Origin of the sequence: Allohahella marinimesophila, assembly GCF_039538005.1 — a bacterium.
Taxonomy (GTDB): Bacteria; Pseudomonadota; Gammaproteobacteria; order Pseudomonadales; family Oleiphilaceae; genus Allohahella; species Allohahella marinimesophila.
Window position 1 is genome coordinate 14,418 of sequence record NZ_BAABBO010000001.1, and the last position, 21,012, is coordinate 35,429.

Here is a 21,012-nt window from a genome sequence, read left to right on the forward strand (position 1 = left end):
CCTAAATGTCTACTGTCCTGATCACCGGTGCCAATCGTGGCATCGGTCTTGAATTCGTCAAACAATATCTTGATGAGGGCGACACCGTTCTCGCCTGTTGTCGTGACCCCGGTTCAGCTGATGAATTGTCGGCGCTAGCCGGGCAATTCGATGCGCTGAGTCTTCACCGGCTTGACGTAAGCCAGGCCGACCAGATTGACGAACTGGCCGCGACTCTCGATGGCACGGGGCTCGATGTGCTGATTAATAACGCTGGAATATATGGCCCGAAGGGCCTGAGCTTCGATGAGATCAATGAGCAGGACTGGCTCGACGTCTTCACGGTGAATTCGATAGCTCCCTTCATGGTAACAAGAGCATTGCTCCCGCACCTGAAGAAAGGAGGCGTCAAAAAGATCGCGGTTCTGAGCAGCAAGATGGGCAGTGTGGCCGATAACGATTCAGGCGGTAGCTATCTGTATCGGTCATCGAAGAGTGCTATAAACCAGGTGGTGAAGAGTTTGTCTCATGATTTGAAGGACAGCGGCATGAGAGTAGTGGCACTGCATCCCGGTTGGGTTCAGACCAGTATGGGTGGTCCACAGGCTTTGATCACCACTCAGCAGAGTGTCACCGGGCTGCGCAAGGTCATTTCGGATCTCGATGACGAGCGTTCAGGTGGCTTCTTTGCTTATGATGGTGCTGTCGTGCCCTGGTAGTTCCTCAGGTAGCCGTTGACAGGAGCCGTTAATGCTCTGAAGCTACAGCTCTTCAGCGTTGTCCCGGTGTCCCATGAAACTGTTCCCTACTGCCTATAGCAAGCCTGGTACCAAGCCAGGCACTCTCAGTGACGCCAAAAGTGGTCGCTGTGAGCTTCACATGATGAGCTACACCCACGCCAAGCTCGTCGAGCGGCCTGATATCGAGCCGGATGCCTGTTACAGTTACATCAAGGATAGCGATGTCACCTGGATTCATGTTCAGGGCGCGCCTGATACCGCAACCCTGCGCACCTTGTCAAAGGCCTTCGACATTCACGAGCTCTACCTCGAAGATATCTTGAACACGGGCCATCGCGCCAAGCTTGAAGTCAACGAGATGCAGGCTTTTATCATCCTCAGCCTGCCGAGATTTGAAGGCAAGCAGATCGTGACTGAGCAGGTCTGCCTTTTTTTGACAGACCACACTGTAGTGTCGTTCTGTAGCGGAGTGCTGGATCCATTTCTGCTGGTGAGGGAACGCATTCGAAAGCCGATAAGCAAGCATCGACAGCGGGGTGGGGACTATCTTACCTATACCCTCATCGACAGCATCATTGATCACGCCTTTCCAGTAGTTGAGTCGCTTGCCGAAGATATTCAGGTGCTTGAAGACAAGCTGCTCGAGAAGCCAGACAAAGCCATTGTCCAGGAGATCTATTTTCTGATGCGGCAACTGTTGCTGTTACGCCGTCGGCTATGGCCACAGCGTGACATCGTCAGTCAGCTTCAACGAGATGACAATCTGGAGCTGCTGGCTGATGACACCCGGGTCTACCTGAGCGACTGCTACGACCACTGTGTCAACATTATCGAACTGCTAGAAACCTATCATGAAATCACGAGCGGCATGCTCGATCTTTACCTGTCCAATGCCACGCACCGACTGAATGAAGTCATGCGCGTGCTCACGGTGATCTCGGTGCTGTTCATGCCGCCAACCTTTCTGGTCGGCGTTTACGGCATGAATTTCGATACGTCCGCAAGTCCTCTGAATATGCCGGAACTGGCGTCGCCATATGGCTATCTTTTCGTCTGGCTGGCAATCATCAGCATGATGGGCGGCATGCTGCTCTATTTTCGCAAGAAGAGATGGTTCTGACGCGCGCTCAGGAAATGTCGAAGACGATAGGCGGATTGACTGGGCGATAGCGCTCGTCCAGTGAGCTGGCGTTGATAAACAGCGTCCCGTCGATCTCGCTGGTACCGTAGCCTTCGTGAATATGGCCGAATACGTGAAATTTCGGTCGCACTCGCAACACCGCCATCATCAGGTCCGCGCAGCCGGTGTGTTCAATGTCCTCAGCCCCTCTGGGTACTTCGTCAAGAATACCCATCGGTGGCCCGTGAGTGATCAATACGTCGGTACCGACAGGGATGCTCTCCCACACATCTGCCATCGGCGCGCCGCGCTCGCGCATGAAATGCCAGTCGAAAAACGCCGGCGTCCAAGGGCTGCCCCAGAAGCTTACGCCTTCAATATCAACTCCGGAATCCTCAAGATAAATGGCCGACGTGATCAACTCGCGGGCGCGCGCAGGCTCGGTTTCGAACAGCTTGTCGTGATTACCCGCGATAAGGATCTTGTGCTGGTGAGGCTGCAATGACAGCCAGTGGTTGAGGGCGATGAGATCGTTTTCGCTTCCGCGGCCTGTGCAGTCGCCAGCATGAATGAGGACGTCGCCGTCCGGTACCGTCACTAGATCGTGCCGGCTATGGGTGTCGGATATGCAGACTATTTTCATCATCGGTCTCGGGTAGCGCCGCTCTTTGCCAACTCACGAAATGTGAAGAGATGTCGCATTGTAGATGACTAAATTGTGACTTAGAAAGCTTGCTATATCAGGCGATCAATTTTCGATCAGATCGCAAGGTGAAGCTGAACAGTATCGTCCTGCTTAAATTTTCTGTTAGAGAAGAAGGCGGTTGCCAGCCCTGCTAATCCCCGGTGGTCAGCAGAGCTGGTTAGAATGGCGTTAGCGCCAGCTACACCCGGCCTCGGAAGCCGGTTGAGCCACTTCCACATAATGCAGCGAGTAATCGCCTTCAACTGCATTTGTGCCGTCCATACCAGCGTGCTCGCCAATGATGTAAGTATCTGAGGGCGGGATACCTGCCGCGGCGTAGGCACGTACATCGGTGTCGGCATTGCCGTAGGCGCGGACAATATCCAGGCCAACGTCATTCTTCAGGTAGTTGATGTAGTCGGTCTTGTACTGTTGGGTATCTGGTTTGATCGGATTGTCCTGATTGGCGTCCGTTCGCAGGTGCCAGCCGAACAGCCCGTTGCGGTTGAACCAGTCGCGGGTGGTTTTCGCCTGCCAGTAGCCTCGGCCTGTCAAGTAGACTATCTGATAGCCTTTCGACACATACTCCCACACGACATCGTCGGCATAGTTGTGCATATCGGCATTATCGATACCGAGATAATCGCCAACGCCCTCGAAATCGCTCAGCGTAAGCGTGCCATCGATATCGAAGAGTACCGCCTTGCGGCCTTCGGCAACTACGGTGAGATAGCCAATGGCTTCAGAATGGTCACCTTCGACCACCATACGCACCACGTAGTCGCCCTGGGGCTTCTGCACATTCACCGAAATCTTGCCGTCGCGATTGGTTCTATGCTCACCAAGATATTCCCAGTTTTGACTGCCGGTCCCGTACAGATAGACGTGGACGTCCTCATTTTCGAGATCCTTGTGCAAGACGCTACTGTAGTCGAACTTACCGACGATAGTCGCGGCGCTGCCCTCCCGGACGATCTGGTCATGGACCATATGGAAGGGTCTGTGAACCCACGATAAATAACGGTTGCCCCAATTTCGGAAGTTTCGCTGGGCGGGCTTGTTAAGCGTCGGCGCTGACTGCACAGCGTCGTAGTCCGAGCAGAATGTTTCTGCGGCGTGGGTCGTAGCGGAGAGACCGAGTGTGCATCCTGCGAAGGCTGAAAGAATGCATAAACCTTTTAGTTTCATGAATATATCCTGTTAATTTTTCTTATTGGAGGGGGCGAGTCTACAAATGTCGCCCTTCCCAAAGTGTGTGCCGGTTCACATTAAATAAGCTCTCACCCATATGGGTTGCTGGCGCTGGGATGTAATCTGCTAGCCTGGTTGCGCAGTCAGGGAGACCACAAAAAAACTATAACAGGCGAATAGGACAATCACGTGAACAAGGACATCTTCAAGGCATTAGTAGTCACAATAATATTGCTTAGCCCCCTCGCCCAGGCCGAGTCGCTTGATCAGTATCGTCAGGGCTGGGCCTATCAGGCGCTCCGACACCAGTACTTCATCGATATGGGTGAGCCGGTCGGGAAAATCAGTTTTCCGTATACTCACAACAGCTATAACTCGCAGGCCTATCAGAATCTGGGGAGCTATCATGATCCAAACCACATTCACAGTCTGGTCGATCAGCTAGATATGGGGATCAGGGCGCTGGAACTGGATGTTCACTGGACCTCCACGACCTCCGGCAAGGCGCTGTTGCTTTGTCATGGCCAGAGTAACCACACTGGGTGCAGTCCTTTCGATCGTAGATTCGAAGACGGTATCAAGGAAGTAGCGACCTGGCTGAAGCAGCCCGGGAATGCTCAGGAAGTGCTCATTCTCTATATCGAGGAGCACAGCGATGGTCATTACGATGAGATCATCGCGCAAATGGAACGTCATTTGGGGGGCTTGATCTTCAAGCCTTCAGCGTGCAGTAGTTTACCGATGGATATGAGCAAAGCTGATGTTCTCAATGCCGGGAAACAGGTGCTCATCATTGGTGGCAACTGCGCGACTACACAGTGGTCTACTTTCGCCTATCAAGGCAATTGGGCCACCGATAATGATACTTTCCAGGCCTATCCGGCCTGCAGCACCGCCAATTACAGCCAGACTTTCGTACTGAACAACCAGGTTCGTATCTATGAAGATCTGACAAATCTGTCCAGCTGGTTCGGGGATCCCTCTCAGCCCATAACGCCTGAGTGGATGGCAGAGGCGCAGCGATGTGCCCTGGGCGTCATCGGTCTGGATCAGTTATCGATTGGCGATGCACGAATGGAAGCCTCGATATGGAGCTGGTCGCCAGGCGAACCAAATAACTGGGAAAATAATGAGCATTGCGCTGAGCACTGGGCCAACGGTCGCTTCAACGACGCTGACTGCAATGTCGAACTTCGCTACGCCTGTCAGGATAATTCAACTGGCGAGTGGACTATCACACAGCAAGCCGGGCCCTGGAGCTATGGCAATACACAGTGTCGAAATGAGCTCGGTGGCAATCACGAATTTCAGACGCCTAAGAATGGTTATATCAACGAAATGTTGAAGAGCGCCAAGCAGGCACTTCAGCTAGAGTCTGTCTGGGTCAATTACAGCGACCGCGCCGCTGAGGGGCAGTGGCGCACAGGTGATTACCCGACCATTGCAAGGCCTGATCCAGACGCCGCTGTGGTATGGCGAAAACTGCGTAATGACAAAGGCAAGTGTCTTGACCTCGCTGGACGGAACACTGGCAATGGAACGGAAGTGCATCAGTGGTCGTGCCACGGTGCAGACAGTCAGCTCTGGTGGCAGGATGAAGCCGGTTTGATTCGCAGCAAGATGAATCAGAACAAATGTATCGATGTTAGCGGGGCTGGCACCAGTCAAGGCGCTCGGGTTCACCTGTGGGACTGTCACGGTGGCGCGAATCAGGTCTGGTTGCGAGGCGCCAGCAATTCCTGGCGAATATCCAACGCTACGAATATGGCACTCGATATCAAGGATCCATTCTGGGGCGATGGCATGAGAGCCCATCTCTGGGAGTTTCACGGCGGCAAATCCCAGCGTTGGAGTTGGGATTAGACTGCTGGAGTCTCCGAGCTGAAACTATGCTGAGATGATGCGCAGTCTGTGCGTCGTGGGCTGCCAAGCGGTCGATCGCAAGCTGCGCATGCACAACTGTCCTTTTGAACGCTAGGCGGACTTTGCCGAAGTGGTGTCGCCTCTGATGCGCAATGCTGGTGCAGGGTGCTGCAGATCAGGCACCAAACTGGTGCCGAATAGTTCGTCCTGACAATGGGTTCCCCGACTGATATCGGTAATTCGAAGTTAAAACAACGTGTTATGAAGATGGTATAAACCCTGCATTGTTGAAGGGTATCCGTACCTTGGTAAAACGGATTTGAATACAATAGAGCGCTAGGGTTCCGGCTGTTATTGCAACAGTGACTGGTCCGAGAGCACTCGACCTTTCGATGAGAGGTTACACGGCGGGACAAAAGCCCGGGAGACTGAATTGGCGTTTTGCCAAGTGTACTCCGTCTTGAATCAAGACTCTGTGTTTCCACAACGAAAGGTAACTGCAATGAAGCGACTCATTCCCCTGTTCCTGACTCTCGCGTTCTCCTCGAATACCTTCGCTAAAGACGACTTCAAGATTTGCTGGTCGATATATGTTGGCTGGATGCCTTGGGCCTATGGTGCCGAACAGGGCATCGTCAAGAAGTGGGCTGACAAGTACGACATCAATATCGAAGTCGTGCAGATCAACGACTATATAGAGTCGATCAACCAGTACGCCACCGGTGGTTTTGATGCTTGCACCATGACAAACATGGACGCGCTGACGATTCCGGCAGCTGGTGGTGTGGATAGCACCGCCCTGGTAGTGGGTGATTTTTCCAATGGTAACGACGGCGTGGTGCTCAAGGGCAAGAAAGACCTGAAGGACATCAAGGGCCAGCGCGTGAACCTTGTCGAACTGAGCGTCTCTCACTACCTGTTGGCACGAGGCCTCGAAACGGTTGGCCTGTCCGAGCGTGACGTTCAGGTGGTCAATACCTCCGATGCCGACATGGTGTCTGTGTTCACAACTGACAGCGTGACTGCCGTGACAACATGGAAGCCGCTGTTGAGTGAAATCATGACCATGCCTGACAGCAATCTCGTATTCGACTCATCGCAGATTCCGGGCGAAATCATAGACCTGCTCGTGGTCAATACCGAGACGCTCAAGGCAAATCCAAAATTAGGGAAGGCCCTCACTGGTGCCTGGTATGAAATCATGGCGAACATGAAAGGTGATGACAAGACAGCTGAGCAGGCGCGCACCCAAATGGCGCGCGCAGCAGGCACCGATCTGGCAGGCTTCAATTCTCAGCTCTCAAGTACCGAAATGTTCTACGAGCCTGCTGATGCGCTCGAGCTCACCAAAAGTGACACCCTACTGAATACGATGCAGAAAGTGGCCGAGTTTTCCTTCGATCACGGTCTGCTCGGCGAAGGTGCACCTGATGCTGGCGTCATTGGCATCGAGACCCCCGCTGGCGTGTTTGGCGACGAAGGCAACGTCAAGCTGCGCTTCGACCCGACTTACATGCAGATGGCTGCTGACGGCAAGCTCTGACACGCGCTTCAAACCGGAGGGGCGCCTGGCGCCCCAGGGCCTCCTGAATGAAAAGACTCATCAATCTTCGTCCCACAGCACCGTTCAATCTCATGCTTGGATTGCTGCCCTTCATGCTGCTGATCATTGCCTATATGGCTGGATCGGACGCACGATTGGAACTGAATCCAAACGACAAACTCCTGCCGGGGCTTGAGCAGATGGGCGGTGCCATCGAACGGATGGCACTCGAGCCAAGCAAGCGGACTGGCGACTACATACTCTGGACTGATACCGCGAGTAGCCTGACAAGATTGGGACTAGGTGTACTCATCGCCGCTTCGCTTGGCCTCCTTCTGGGTCTGTTGACAGGCGCATTACCCTTGGTCTCTTCAACGTTCTCTCCGCTGTTGACCGTCGTCTCGTTGATTCCACCCTTGGCATTATTGCCAATACTCTTCATCGTATTCGGGCTGGGCGAGCTGTCGAAGGTGATGCTGATTGCCATCGGCATCACGCCCTTCATAGCTAGAGATCTTCAGCGCCGTACTGTGGAAATTCCGTCTGAGCAGATAGTGAAGGCGCAGACGCTGGGCGCCAATACGTCCCAGATCCTCATGCGAGTGCTCCTGCCGCAACTCATGCCACGATTGATTGATGCCGTTCGTCTTTCCCTCGGCGCCGGATGGCTGTTCCTGATTGCAGCTGAAGCCATTGCGGCGACAGATGGGCTGGGATATCGGATCTTCCTGGTCAGGCGCTACATGTCGATGGATGTCATTCTGCCTTATACCGCATGGATCACACTGCTGGCCTTTCTGTTCGACGCCTTGCTGGCCTGGTCCAGCCGACGGTTGTTCCCGTGGCATGTGCAGGGGGCGCAATCATGATTGAAGCCAGGAATCTCTGGAAAAGCTACGGCGATAACGTCGTGCTCGAGCGGCTCAATATCAAGGTGCAGGAAGGTGACTTCATCACAATGGTAGGCGCTTCCGGCTGTGGCAAAAGTACATTCCTGAAACTGCTTCTGGGCACTGAAGGTCCTTCGAAAGGTGAGTTACTGATCGATGGACAGCCTGTGCGGCAGGAGCCTGGCCCAGATCGTGGTGTGGTGTTTCAGAAGTACTCGGTGTTTCCGCACATGACCGTTCTGGAAAATGTCATGGCGGCGAAGGCCTTCCAACGCAAAGGCGTCACCGGCTGGTTGTTCGGCAAAGCCAAGACAACCGCCAGAAAGGAGGCAGTAGCCATTCTCGATCAGGTCGGACTGGGCCATACCCTCGAGCGTTATCCGCACCAACTGTCTGGAGGTATGCAGCAGCGTCTGGCCATCGCCCAGGCCTTGCTGGGCCGGCCACGCATTCTGCTGCTGGACGAGCCCTTTGGTGCGTTGGATCCGGGTATTCGCGGAGAAATGCACCAATTGGTGCTGTCACTGTGGCGCGAATACAAGTTGACCGTCTTCATGGTGACGCACGATTTGAAAGAAGGTTTCTTCCTCGGTACACGCCTTTGGGTGTTCGATCGCCTGCGCATTGATCCCCACGCTCCGGACGCCTACGGCGCCAGCATCACTTATGACCTCCCGGTCGGCGATGTCGACCCGAAGATCTATCACGAAATTGACGACGACATCCGCCCGGCCTTTACACCAGCGCCGCAGGTGGAAACACTCCCGCACGAACAGGAGAACTGAATATGCTTTCTGTCCCTTACAGCACCAGCATACCCGCTGGCGGGCACTGGTCGCTGCGCCTGCGGCGTGGTACGCAACTGACGCTGACAGATACGGAAGGCGGCGCCAATGTTGGCCTGCTGATGTACAACCCGGAAGATCTGCTGGAGCGCTACAACGCCCCGGACACGCTCAAGTGTCAGCATACCTTCAAGTTGACCCGTGGCCACTGTCTGTACTCCGACATGGGGCGCATATTTGCCTCTATTGTCGAAGATAGCCTTGGCTGGCACGAGACGGTATGTGGCAACAGCACTGCTGCACAGGTGGCGGAGAAGTGGGGTAAGCGCGATTACCAGAAAGACCGCAACGAGATGCATCAGAATGGCTATGACGCCTTCATCGTCGAGTTGGCCAAATACGGCCTCGGCCCTGCTGATATGGCGGCCAACCTCAATCTGTTTAGCAAGGTGGCGGCCGATGATGAAGGCGGCCTCCGGTATCAGCCCGGTCACAGCCCGTCAGGCAGCACTGTCACGCTACGCTTCGAGATGGACACTCTCGTGCTGCTGCACACCTGTCCACATCCTCTGAATGATGCAGAGCGCTACCCGGCAAAGCCAGTGGAGCTCTCCATCAGCGTGGCGCCTGCAGTCACCGAAGACGACTATTGCCGGAATTTCCGTCCGGAGAATCAGCGGGGTTTCGCCAACAACGCCCTGTACTACCTTGGATCTGCGTGAGGACAGTTGAATGTTGACGACAAGTACACGTGAGCCAGCCAATGCCTGTTCACGAACCACAATCGATGCCGGTGATTATTTGATTGGACTGGTCAAGGCTGGTCAGACCATTCGAATATTGGACCTTGAAGGTAATCAGGCAGCCGATACCCTGTTCTACAGGGCTGGCCGTCCTTCGGAGCGTTATAGCGCCACCGATACCATCCGGGAGCAGGGCAAGGTCTACCTGACAACTGGCAGTATATTGCGCTCGAATCTGAACAATCCAATGCTCGAAATCACAGCCGACACTTGTGGCCGGCACGACACGATAGGCGGCGCCTGTGCATCCGAAAGCAACACGGTACGATACAGCCTTGAGAAGCGCTGCATGCATGCCTGTCGCGATAGCTGGATGCTGGCCATCGGCGAGCACCCGGAATATGGCATTACCAAGCGAGACATTACGCATAACATCAATTTCTTCATGAATGTACCGGTCACTTCAGCGGGCGGGCTGTCATTCGAAGATGGGCTTTCGGCGCCCGGCAAGTACGTGGAAATGCAAGCCATCATGGACGTGATTGTGCTGATCTCGAACTGTCCGCAGCTCAATAACCCCTGCAACGGTTATAACCCCACGCCAGTTGAGCTGCTGGTGTGGGACCACTGAGTACTGAGCACAGCAGGCACTGGCGGACGACCGCCAGCTGCATCTCTTTCATATGCGGGACGGCCCGCTTGAGGATTGACTGATGTTCAGCAAAGTTCTGATTGCCAACCGTGGCGCCATTGCTACGCGCATACTTCGCACGCTCAGGCAGATGGGCGTCACTTCTGTCGCTGTTTACGCAGACTGCGACGCTGACAGCCTCCATGTTCGCAACGCCGATGAGGCCTATTCACTGGGTGACGGCGATGCCTCACACACCTATCTCGATGCGAAAAAGATTATTGCGCTGGCGCTGGAACATGGCGTTCAGGCTATCCATCCCGGCTACGGCTTTCTAAGCGAAAACGCCGATTTTGTGCAGCAATGTGAAACAGCTGGAATCGCCTTCATAGGTCCTACACCTCAGCAGATGCAGACCTTTGGTCTCAAGCACAAGGCGCGTGAGCTCGCCCTGGCTGCCGACGTTCCGCTGTTACCGGGCTCCGAGCTTTTGAACGATCTCGAGTCAGCCTGTGCTGAGGCAGCCAGGGTCGGCTACCCCGTGATGCTCAAAAGTAGTGCCGGTGGCGGTGGTATAGGGATGCAACTGTGCAGTAGTGAACAAGAGCTCAGAGGCGCCTACGACAAGGTCAAGCGTCTCGGCGCGAGCAACTTTGCGGATGACAGCGTGTTCCTGGAGAAGTTCATTGCGCGAGCTCGTCACATCGAAGTGCAGGGCTTCGGCGATGGTAATGGTAAGGTCGTCGCCATCGGCGAACGGGACTGCTCTGCGCAACGACGCAATCAGAAAGTCGTTGAAGAGTGTCCGGCGCCAGGGCTGACTGATGCCGTGCGTCAGCAGTTGTATCAGACGGCGGAGCAGTTGCTGGCCAGCATCAACTATCGAAATGCAGGCACCGTAGAATTCATCTTCGATGTGGAGACCGACCAGTTCTACTTCCTCGAGGTGAATACCCGTTTGCAGGTCGAGCATGGCGTCACCGAGTTGGTGTTTGGTGTCGATCTGGTGGAGTGGATGATTCGCCAGGCGGCCGGCGAGCTTCCGGAGCTTCGGCAGGCGCGCCAGCAACTGAAAGCGAGTGGTCATGCCATTCAGGTGAGGGTCTACGCGGAGGATCCGTATCGTGACTTTCAGCCTTGCGCGGGCCTGCTGTCGGAAGTCGGGTTCCCTGAAGGCGAAGGCCTGAGAATAGACACCTGGGTCGAATCAGGTATTGAGATCCCGACTTATTTTGATCCTATGCTTGCCAAGATCATCGTCCACGCGGGCGACCGCAAATCGGCTCTGGAAAAGCTGCAGGGTGCGCTCGAGTCGACTCGATTATATGGTAGCGAAACCAACCTCGATTATTTGCGCGAGCTGAGTAGTGACACGATTTTGCAGCAGGGCAAAATGTTTACCCGCTACCTGAATGAGTTCAGTTATCAGCCTGCGCGCATCGATGTGCTGCAAGGCGGAACACAGACGACGATCCAGGATTATCCAGGCCGCAACGGCTATTGGTCAGTGGGCGTGCCACCGTCTGGCCCCTTTGACAGTTATGCATTCCGCCTGGGCAACCGCTTGCTGGGCAACGGGGCCGAGGCTGCCGGGCTAGAAATCACCATGCAGGGGCCAACGCTGCGCTTTGCCAGCGAGACGCGCATTGCGATCACGGGCGCTGAGATCGAGGCCAGACTCGATGGCCAGCCGGTGTCCATGAATTCGTCTCTGCTGATTGGTGCTGGTCAGACCCTGACCCTCGGGCGTGTACAGGGTGGGGGCGCAAGAGCCTACCTGGCAATCAATGGCGGCATCGACTGCCCCGAGTATCTTGGCTCGCGCGCCACCTTCACCCTGGGCCAGTTTGGCGGCCACAATGGTCGCGCCCTCCGAGCTGGCGATGTACTGAAGCTCAACAAGGTGCCGAGCAAGCACAAGTCGGAAGCACTTGCCCCGACGCTTGTACCCAAGCTCGCTGAGCAGGTTGAACTTCGGGTTATTTATGGGCCCCATGGCGCCCCTGACTTTTTCACGGACGACGATATCAGCCGTTTTTTCGAAACCGACTGGGAAGTACACTACAACTCGAGTCGCACCGGAGTACGACTCATCGGCCCGAAGCCTGAATGGGCTAGGAAGGATGGCGGTGAAGCTGGCCTGCATCCGTCCAATATTCATGACAATGCCTACGCTTTCGGTACGGTCGACTTCACGGGCGACATGCCTGTGATTCTCGGCCCCGATGGGCCTTCGCTCGGCGGCTTCGTCTGTCCAGCCACGGTCATCACGGCGGACCTGTGGAAGTTGGGTCAGCTACGGGCTGGCAATACCATCCGTTTCATACCCGTTTCGATCGATACGGCTGTCAAACTTGAAGCTGCGCAGATCAGGCAGATCGAAACACTGTCATCGGCTGAAGAAGCTTGGTCGGCCATCGCACCAGATACGCCTGTGCTGGCGTCGCTGGCAGCCAGCGAGTTTGGTGAGCAGATCGTCTATCGGGCAGCGGGTGATCACTTCCTGCTGGTGGAATACGGTGAGCAGACCCTGGATGTCCGCCTGCGTTTTCGTGCCCATGCGTTGATGCAGTGGCTCGAAGCCAACCCGCTCGATGGTTTGCGTGAACTCACGCCGGGGATCCGCTCGCTCCAGCTCCACTTCGACAGTCAGGTGCTCAGTCACGACACCCTGATAGCTCATCTGAAAGCTGCCGAAGCGGCGCTGTTCGCGCGACTGGACAGTCTTTCCGTACCCTCCCGCACCATCCATATTCCGCTGTCCTGGAATGATGAAGCCTGTCAGCTGGCCATCGAAAAATACACGCAGTCGGTCAGGGAGAAGGCGCCCTGGTGTCCAAGCAACCTCGAATTCATTCGTCGCATCAATGGCCTCGACAGTATCGACGAGGTAAAGGCCATCGTCTTCAACGCGGCCTATCTAGTCATGGGACTGGGCGATGTCTATCTGGGCGCGCCGGTGGCAACGCCGGTCGATCCACGACACCGTCTGGTGACCACCAAGTATAATCCCGCCCGGACCTGGACAGCAGAGAACTCCGTTGGCATCGGCGGCTCCTACATGTGCGTTTATGGCATGGAAGGCCCCGGTGGCTATCAGTTCGTCGGGCGTACGTTGCAGATGTGGAATCGATATCGCAAGACAGATGAATTCCAGAATCCATGGCTGCTGCGGTTTTTCGATCAGATCCGCTTTTATGAAGTGAGCCACGAAGAACTGCAGCAAATTCGGCGTGACTTTCCGCAAGGGCGCTACCCACTGCGGATCGAGGAAGGGGAGTTCAGTCTCTCTGATTATGAAGCCTTCACTGCCAACCACGCAGCAGAGGTTGATGAATTCCGGGCGCGCCGGCAGGCGGCCTTCGAAGAGGAGCTCGCCCAGTGGCATGCCAATGGTCAGTTCGACTACACCCCACCTGAAGTCCAGCAAGACGATAAGGATGTCAGCTGGCCGGACACCAGTCTTGCTGTCGATAGCTCTGTGTCAGGCAGTATCTGGCAAATTGCCGTGAAGATTGGCGATCAGGTCAAAGCCGGCGACACGCTGATGGTCCTTGAATCAATGAAGATGGAAATAGCGGTCGAAGCGCCGGTCGACGGCACGGTCACTCATCTTCTGCTACAGACTAAAAGCCGTGTGGAAGCCGGACAGGCGCTGGTCGTGCTGAAGCCATATGAAGATGAACATCAGAACACCGTCACTACTGCCGAGGAGATGAGCTGACATGAAGCCAGAGAGTATGACGATCCAGGCTCTGCGCAACGCCTACCAGACAGGGGAGCTCACACCGGATGCATTGATGGCTGGTATTCGACGACGCGCCAAAGATGCTGAAGATCGCAATATCTGGATTCACCTCCTTGGCGAGGCAGAGCAGCAGTTTTACCTCGACCAGCTGAAAACGAAATCTGCTGAAGACTGTCCGCTTTGGGGCGTGCCCTTTGCGATCAAGGACAATATCGATCTGGCAGGCATTCCGACTACCGCAGGCTGCGAAGCATACAAATATGTTCCTGAGGCCTCGGCGCAGGTGGTTCAGCAGCTGATCGATGCCGGCGCCATTCCAGTCGGCAAGACCAACCTGGATCAGTTCGCGACAGGTCTCAATGGCACGCGCTCGCCCTACGGCGCTTGTCGAAACGCTGTCGACAAGGCCTTCATCAGCGGTGGGTCGAGCTCTGGCTCTGCGGTCGCGGTTGCACTCGGACTGGCGAGTTTCAGTCTCGGTACCGACACGGCGGGTTCTGGCAGAGTACCGGCGTGCTTCAATAACCTGATCGGCGTCAAACCATCGAGAGGATTGCTGTCAGCAAGTGGGCTAGTACCAGCCTGCAGAAGCCTCGATTGCATCAGCATTTTCGCCCTCACCACTGACGATGCCAATTCAGTGCTGGCGAGTGCGGAGGGCTTCGACTCGCAGGACGGGTACAGCCGCTCAAATCCGTACCACAATCAGTCACGCCAATACGGCCTTCGAAAAGGGCCGCTCAAGGTAGGCGTCATTCCTCAAGCCCAATTGCGCTTCTTCGGTGACGATGCTTATCAGCGCGCCTATAAGGCGACACTCAGGCAGTTGTCCGATGCCGGCTTCAACTTCGTCGAGATCGACTACGCACCGTTCGATGAAGCCGCCAGGCTGCTGTACGAAGGCCCCTGGGTCAGCGAACGCTATCTGGCGATACAGCCGCTGTTGGAGTCTCAACCTGAGGCGCTGTTGCCCGTGATTCGGCAGATCATAGAGCCGGGCGGTCAGCCCAAGGCACTCGATCTCTTTCAGGCACAATATCGGCTGACGGCGCTGAAACAGCGCTGCGATGAGACATTGTCGCTGATTGACTGCCTGCTTCTGCCAACAGCCGGCAAGCTACACACCATCGATGAAATGCTCGAAGCACCGGTGAGCTGCAACAGCGAGCTCGGCTACTACACCAACTTCATGAACCTGCTGGATCTTGCCGCTGTAGCGGTGCCCACAGCCTTCACGGAGCGTCATCTCCCTTTTGGCGTGACCCTGGCCGGACCGCGTGACAGCGACCGTGCATTGCTATCGATTGCCAACCGGATTCAGCAGACTCTGAAGCTGCCACTGGGGGCACGAGGCAGCAGCGAGCAGACACAGGAGATACCGGCAGCGACCAATCCGGTCACTGATACCCGCAAGATCGACATTGTGGTCTGTGGCGCTCACCTGCAGGGTCTGCCCCTCAACTGGCAGCTGACAGAGCGCGGAGCGACCTTGACTGAACGAACCACCACCGCCGCCGCATACCGGATGTATGCGCTGGCTGGCGGTCCGCCCTTTCGCCCAGGTCTGATCAGGGACACCAGGTCAGGTCAACACATTGAGGTGGAAGTGTGGTCGATGCCGAGCGAGCACTTCGGTAGCTTCGTCAGCAATATCCCTGCGCCTCTGGGGATCGGGAAAGTAGAACTCGAGGACGGCCGGTGGGTCTGTAGCTTCATCTGCGAACCGTATGCCATAGCCGCTGCTAAAGACATCACCAGTCTCGGCGGATGGCGTGCCTACCTCGCGACACTCACTCCATAAAAACACATCAATGCGGTGTTGCGTGCGTGTCCAAGGCGTCTACCTTATGTAAGATGGAGCAGCAGCGGGCTCTAGTCCCGGAACTTCACTGATTCAGAAGGTTAGCATCGTTCATGGACATGGCTTGGTTATTGGTGGGCGCAGCCCTGGTCATGGTCAGCATTCTGGTGACGCCATTGTCTTCCCGCATTGGTATGCCGGTTCTGTTGTTGTTTCTGGGTGTGGGCATGCTCGCCGGTGAGGAAGGGCCGGGGCAGATCTTCTTCAACGATGTCGACACCGCCTTCATTGTCGGTAACCTGGCGCTGGCGATCATCCTGCTTGATGGCGGCATGCGGACACGTGTCGAATCCTTTCGCGTCGGACTCAAACCGGCATTACTGTTAGCCACTCTTGGTGTCGTCATTACGGCCAGCATCTGCGGCCTTGTAGCGGTCTGGCTCTTCGACCTGCCTTTATTGTTCGGCCTGCTGATAGGTGCCATCGTCTCATCGACAGACGCCGCAGCGGTATTCTCGCTTCTGCAGGGGCGGGGACTTACCATAAACGAGCGGGTCGAAGCGACCCTGGAGATCGAGTCAGGCAGCAACGACCCAATGGCCATCTTTCTCACGCTATTGTTGATCGGCTTTATTCAGGGGGATGGTGACAGCACTGTATGGACCGCGCTGCTGATGCTGGTGCAACAGTTTGGCATTGGAACGCTTGCCGGGCTGGGCGGCGGCCTGATCATGGCCCGGCTACTGAATATGGTCAACCTCGTGCCAGCCATGTATCCCCTCCTGGTGGTTACGAGCGGCATTACCCTGTTCAGTGCGACCAACCTGATCAATGGCAGCGGCTTTCTTGCGGTTTACCTCATGGGCATTGTGATCGCGAGTCGAAAGGTGCGCATGATGCCTTCGATTCTGCAGATCCATGACGGACTCGCCTGGCTGGCGCAACTAATTCTATTCTTGCTGCTGGGCCTCCTGGTAACGCCCTCTCAGCTGCTCGAAAGCGCTCCAATGGCGCTGATCCTTTCGCTGGCGCTGATCCTGATTGCCAGACCCTTGGCGACGGTGATTTCACTGCTCCCTTTCGGATTCTCGAGGCGCGAACATATTTTTATCGGCTGGGTAGGTCTGCGTGGTGCGGTGCCGATCGTGCTGGCCCTGTTTCCATTCATGGCAGGGCTGCCAGGCGCAAACATCATTTTCGAAGTGGCCTTCGTGGTGGTCATCATCAGTCTCGTTCTCCAGGGCTCCACATTGGCGCCGCTCGCCCGAAAACTGAAACTTGAAGTGCCGAAACCACCGGAGTCCAAACTGCGAATCCCACTGAATCGGGTCGAGACAGGCGATCATGAGCTGTTGCTCATTCCCCTGAAAGGCAAGCGATGGACTCGTCCCGTACCGTTGTCCAAACTGCACCTGCCGGACGAAACACATTTGGGGGCCTTGTTTCGCCATGGCGCGTTGCATGGATGCGAGGCCGGAGACGAGGTGCTCGAAGGCGACGTGCTGGCAGTATTTACGACGCACGACCAGGTCAGTAACGTCAACAAGCTGCTAGGCGGAACAGAGCCGCCAGAGCGGCTTTCAGATCGCCGCTTCTTTGGTGAATTTCTTCTCGAGGGTCAGGCCACCCTGGGCGATGTGCAGTTGGTATACGGCTTCAAGGTGGATCGTTTCCAGCCGCAGAAGACGCTGTCGGACTGCTTTGCCGAGGACAAGCGTGGCCATCCTGTCGTTGGTGACCGGCTCGACCTCGGTAGCATTATGCTGACCGTCAGAGCGGTGGAGGGAGACCTTGTGACCAAAGTTGGCCTGAAACTCAGTCGGGACGAGTGAGATCAGGCACTTCGCTCAGCTTGTCAAACTAGTGACGCTGCCCGACGGTGTCGGCCACGAAAGCCTCCCGCTGGCCCATCGGCTCCGGTTCGTCCGAGGTCGTATCCATTTTCGTCTGATGTTCGACTTCTGCATTCAACTCTCCACTCAACAGAATGATGAAAGCTGTGATGTAGAACCACATCAGCAGGAGAATCACCGCCCCCAGCGAGCCGAAGGTCTCGTTATAGCTACCGAAATTTGAGGCATACCAGGAGAATAGTAGCGAGCCCACTATCCACAGTATGGTGCCAGTGACTGATCCGAGGGAGACCCAGCGCCACTTTGGCGCTGCTCGGGATGGGCCGAAACGATAGAGCACTGCAAGCAGCGACATGAACAGCAAGGCGAGGACTGGCCACCGGGCGTATTGAATCACTGTTTCTATCCAGCTCCCCAGGCCCATCTGCTCAAGAATTGCGGGCGCCGCGGCAATGACTACAAGCGATACAGCGACAAAGACGAAAGCGCCGAAGGTGATGAGGAAAGTGATGAACTTGAGGTACACGAAGCCACGCTCTTCACGCTCATCGTAGACGATATTCAAGGCTGTCATCAGTGCGCTGGTGCCCTTCATGGAGCTCCAGATTGCGAGCAGAATGCCAATCGCCGCACTTAAACCAAGTGTGCCACTGCCACGTTGAGCCAGCTGCTGCATCTGCTCGTTGAGAATCTCTCTGGCATCTGCCGGCATCATGGTCATCGCGTCGCTCATCTGCTGTTGTGCGTCCGCCGGATCGTACATGAGTCCGTAAATAGATATGAATGCGCCGATAGCAGGGAAGACCGCCAGAAGAAAATAAAAGGCTACACCTGCGGCTACGAGACCAAGATTGTCGTTGGCCTTTTCTTTCCAGGTGCGAATGAGGATATCCTTCCAGCCCGATTTGGGGATGTCCCCTGGAGAGGTGGCCTGACGACCGTGATCAGAACTTGCGTGTTGAGTTGCCACAGAAAATCTCCCTGCCTATTCTTTGGTTTGATGAGTTTTTCGGTACGAATGGCTACTGGCTAAAGCTCACTCGCCCGCCATGGCAGGCAGCCAAGACGATGGGAAGCAAGTTAGCCTTCGTTACGGCTCGATCAGAATGGTGCCGCTCACTGATAGCGCTGCGGCGCCATTTCTTCGCAGGATCACCATTTCGCCAGAGGCCGGAAATATATTGGTCAGTGCTGTTATGTTCACCTGATGCGTCACCAATACGAGAGGTGTTACATCAGCACCCTCTGATTGCAGCCAACGCCTGATTTCAGCAGTCTGCGTTTTTCCCTGGCCGGGTTGATTAAAGAAAGAGTTGAGCGCCGGCAATGGCATGACCGGACCAAGTTCCAGCAGTCTGGCGGTGTCGAGACAGCGGCACCATTGGCTGCTATAGACAGGCGCCTGGTCCATCCCTCTTTTGCGAAATGCCGCCCCTATCTGTTTAGCCTGGGTACGGCCTGCGGCCGAGAGATTGCGCTGACTGCTGCAGTCATCGATTACGAAGTGGTCCGGGTCCCCGAAGCCGGGCGCCAGGGCATGTCGCATCAGCGCGACTGCCTCGCCCCGCTTGAGCTGTTGCCAGAGCTCTGTATCGCTGAAGTTGTCGGCGTGTGCAGAACCGACGATCAGTAAGCTGAGGCACAGGAAGCGGATGAGTATCATGAGTTGGCCATTGCCCGTGGGAAAAGAAGGGTTTCTGTCTCTGCTAGATTACGTACAGTCAGCTAGAACACGGCACAGCAGAGAATCTCGGGCCGTATGTCCGCCAACCCGGGCCCGGTTTTGTTCAGAACTGTCGAATGGAAGAACTTTGTACCAGTTTTCGATCTGTTTTATAGTGCTCGGCTAGGCTTCGCCAGTCGCACGTAGGTAGGCTCTCATGAATTCGAACACTCCAGCTCAAGACAGACTCATCATTTTCGATACTACTCTGCGCGACGGCGAACAGAGCCCGGGCGCTTCGATGACCAAGGTCGAGAAGCTACGGATTGCCAAGGCGCTTGAAAAAATGAAGGTCGATGTCATTGAGGCTGGCTTTGCCATTGCCAGTCCCGACGATTTCGAAGCCGTGCGCATGATTGCTGAAGCTGTCCGCGACTCCACCGTGTGTAGCTTGTCCAGAGCCCTCGAGAAAGACATCGACAGCGCCGCGCGGGCCTTGCAGCCGGCCGCATCGGGTCGCATCCACACCTTCATAGCGACCTCACCGATCCACATGAAGTACAAACTGCAGATGCAGCCGGAGGCGGTCATCGAGCAGGCGGTGAAAGCCGTGAGCATGGCGCGGAACCTGGTAGCGGATGTTGAGTTCAGCTGTGAGGACGCTGGTCGTTCGGAACTCGACTTTCTGTGTCGCATTATCGAAGCCACCATCGAGGCTGGTGCCCGCACCATCAATATTCCTGATACCGTTGGCTATGCCATCCCCGAGCAGTTTGGCCTTCTCATCAAGACGCTGATGGAACGTGTGCCAAACGCTTCCAAAGCCATCTTTTCATGTCACTGCCATAACGATCTTGGCCTGGCCGTCGCGAACTCCCTGGCGGCGGTGAGCAATGGGGCACGCCAGGTCGAGTGCACCATCAATGGTCTCGGCGAGCGAGCGGGCAATGCTGCACTTGAAGAAGTGGTCATGGCGGTGCGCACACGTCCCGATCTGTTCGATCTCACCACCAGAATCGATACCAGACAGATCGTGCCGGCTTCCAAGCTGGTATCAACAGTGACAGGGTTTCCAGTGCAGCCCAACAAGGCCATCGTAGGCGCGAATGCCTTCGCCCATGAGTCGGGCATTCATCAGGATGGTGTGATCAAGCACCGTGAAACCTACGAAATCATGAAGGCTGAGGATGTGGGCTGGCATGCCAATAGCCTCGTGCTGGGCAAACACTCGGGACGCAACGCTTTCAAGACCCGGCTGCACGACCTTGGCTACAGCTTCAGTTCCGATCTCGAGCTGAACGAAGCCTTCGCCCGCTTCAAGGATCTGGCAGACAAGAAGCATGAGATCTTCGATGCGGATCTACAGGCCATTGTCAGTGATACCCAGAGTGCTGCAGGTGAAGAGCGTTTCAGGCTGGTCAGTTTGCGGGTCTGTTCGGAAACAGGCACCACGCCTGAAGCCAAGGTAGTCATGACCGTCGACGGTGAGGAGAAGTCAGCTGTCGCCGTCGGTGGTGGGCCGGTCGATGCGACATACAGCGCCATCGAAATGATTGTGAGCTCCGGGCTGATGCTGCAGCTGTACTCAGTCAATAACGTGACCCAAGGCATCGATGCTCAGGGCGAGGTCACTGTTCGAGTCGAGCTGAATGGCCGAATCATGAATGGCGTCGGTGCAGATACCGACATCGTTATCGCATCGGCCAAGGCTTATATCCACGCGCTCAATATTGTTCTCAGTGAGGACCGCAAGGCCCATCCGCAGAGTCAGGTCTAG

At 55.8% G+C, this 21,012-nt stretch carries 16 protein-coding genes and 1 riboswitch; of the genes, 12 read left to right on the forward strand and 4 right to left on the reverse strand.

The genetic code is table 11. From position 1 onward, the window contains the following. Nucleotides 1-5 precede the first annotated feature (5 nt). Nucleotides 6-698, forward strand: coding sequence for an SDR family oxidoreductase (locus ABD735_RS00040; protein ID WP_344802012.1), 693 nt, complete (start codon nucleotides 6-8; stop codon nucleotides 696-698). Nucleotides 699-771: 73 nt separating this feature from the next. Beyond that, nucleotides 772-1,839 (forward strand): magnesium/cobalt transporter CorA, encoded by a 1,068-nt coding sequence (corA, locus tag ABD735_RS00045; RefSeq protein ID WP_344802014.1) that lies wholly within the window; start codon nucleotides 772-774, stop codon nucleotides 1,837-1,839. Between the two features lie 7 nt (nucleotides 1,840-1,846). Here the strand turns inward: corA and ABD735_RS00050 are convergent, their stop codons facing one another. Beyond that, on the reverse strand, nucleotides 1,847-2,485 hold the full coding sequence (locus ABD735_RS00050) for a metallophosphatase domain-containing protein (RefSeq protein ID WP_344802016.1): 639 nt from the start codon (nucleotides 2,483-2,485) through the stop codon (nucleotides 1,847-1,849). 228 nt (nucleotides 2,486-2,713) lie between these two features. Continuing rightward, a complete protein-coding gene (locus ABD735_RS00055; RefSeq protein ID WP_344802018.1) occupies nucleotides 2,714-3,712 on the reverse strand; it encodes a lipin/Ned1/Smp2 family protein in 999 nt (332 codons plus the stop codon). A gap of 192 nt (nucleotides 3,713-3,904) precedes the next feature. Between ABD735_RS00055 and ABD735_RS00060 the strand changes: the two genes are divergently transcribed. The 9 genes from ABD735_RS00060 (at nucleotide 3,905) to ABD735_RS00100 (ending at nucleotide 17,551) form a co-directional block, all read left to right on the forward strand. Next, on the forward strand, nucleotides 3,905-5,578 hold the full coding sequence (locus ABD735_RS00060) for a ricin-type beta-trefoil lectin domain protein (protein WP_344802020.1): 1,674 nt from the start codon (nucleotides 3,905-3,907) through the stop codon (nucleotides 5,576-5,578). A 325-nt stretch (nucleotides 5,579-5,903) separates the two neighbouring features. Continuing rightward, a riboswitch (guanidine-I (ykkC/yxkD leader) is annotated at nucleotides 5,904-6,007 on the forward strand. A 73-nt stretch (nucleotides 6,008-6,080) separates the two neighbouring features. Next, nucleotides 6,081-7,121: a putative urea ABC transporter substrate-binding protein gene (locus tag ABD735_RS00065; RefSeq protein ID WP_344802022.1), complete on the forward strand. Its 1,041-nt coding sequence runs from the start codon at nucleotides 6,081-6,083 to the stop codon at nucleotides 7,119-7,121. A 47-nt stretch (nucleotides 7,122-7,168) separates the two neighbouring features. Next, on the forward strand, nucleotides 7,169-7,990 hold the full coding sequence (locus ABD735_RS00070; RefSeq protein ID WP_344802024.1) for an ABC transporter permease: 822 nt from the start codon (nucleotides 7,169-7,171) through the stop codon (nucleotides 7,988-7,990). Then, nucleotides 7,987-8,796, forward strand: coding sequence for an ABC transporter ATP-binding protein (locus ABD735_RS00075; protein ID WP_344802026.1), 810 nt, complete (start codon nucleotides 7,987-7,989; stop codon nucleotides 8,794-8,796). The genes ABD735_RS00070 and ABD735_RS00075 overlap by 4 nt, the downstream gene beginning before the upstream one ends. A 2-nt stretch (nucleotides 8,797-8,798) precedes the next feature. Then, nucleotides 8,799-9,518: an urea amidolyase associated protein UAAP1 gene (locus ABD735_RS00080; RefSeq protein ID WP_344802028.1), complete on the forward strand. Its 720-nt coding sequence runs from the start codon at nucleotides 8,799-8,801 to the stop codon at nucleotides 9,516-9,518. 10 nt (nucleotides 9,519-9,528) lie between these two features. After that, nucleotides 9,529-10,170 carry an urea amidolyase associated protein UAAP2 gene (locus ABD735_RS00085; RefSeq protein WP_344802030.1) on the forward strand — a complete coding sequence of 214 codons (642 nt, stop codon included), beginning with the start codon at nucleotides 9,529-9,531 and terminating at the stop codon, nucleotides 10,168-10,170. Nucleotides 10,171-10,252: 82 nt separating this feature from the next. Then, on the forward strand, nucleotides 10,253-13,894 hold the full coding sequence (gene uca / locus ABD735_RS00090; protein ID WP_344802032.1) for an urea carboxylase: 3,642 nt from the start codon (nucleotides 10,253-10,255) through the stop codon (nucleotides 13,892-13,894). A 1-nt stretch (nucleotide 13,895) separates the two neighbouring features. Next, the gene (gene atzF / locus ABD735_RS00095; RefSeq protein WP_344802034.1) at nucleotides 13,896-15,719 is read left to right on the forward strand and encodes an allophanate hydrolase; all 1,824 of its coding nucleotides are present in this window, start codon (nucleotides 13,896-13,898) and stop codon (nucleotides 15,717-15,719) included. Nucleotides 15,720-15,838: 119 nt separating this feature from the next. Next, a complete protein-coding gene (locus tag ABD735_RS00100; RefSeq protein ID WP_344802036.1) occupies nucleotides 15,839-17,551 on the forward strand; it encodes a potassium/proton antiporter in 1,713 nt (570 codons plus the stop codon). A gap of 28 nt (nucleotides 17,552-17,579) precedes the next feature. Here the strand turns inward: ABD735_RS00100 and ABD735_RS00105 are convergent, their stop codons facing one another. Further along, nucleotides 17,580-18,542, reverse strand: a complete 963-nt coding sequence (locus tag ABD735_RS00105; protein WP_344802038.1) for a YihY/virulence factor BrkB family protein — start codon at nucleotides 18,540-18,542, stop codon at nucleotides 17,580-17,582. Between the two features lie 120 nt (nucleotides 18,543-18,662). Beyond that, a complete protein-coding gene (locus ABD735_RS00110; RefSeq protein WP_344802039.1) occupies nucleotides 18,663-19,235 on the reverse strand; it encodes a histidine phosphatase family protein in 573 nt (190 codons plus the stop codon). Nucleotides 19,236-19,452: 217 nt separating this feature from the next. Here ABD735_RS00110 and ABD735_RS00115 point away from each other — a divergent pair, with 217 nt between their 5' ends. Beyond that, nucleotides 19,453-21,012, forward strand: coding sequence for a 2-isopropylmalate synthase (locus ABD735_RS00115; protein WP_344802041.1), 1,560 nt, complete (start codon nucleotides 19,453-19,455; stop codon nucleotides 21,010-21,012).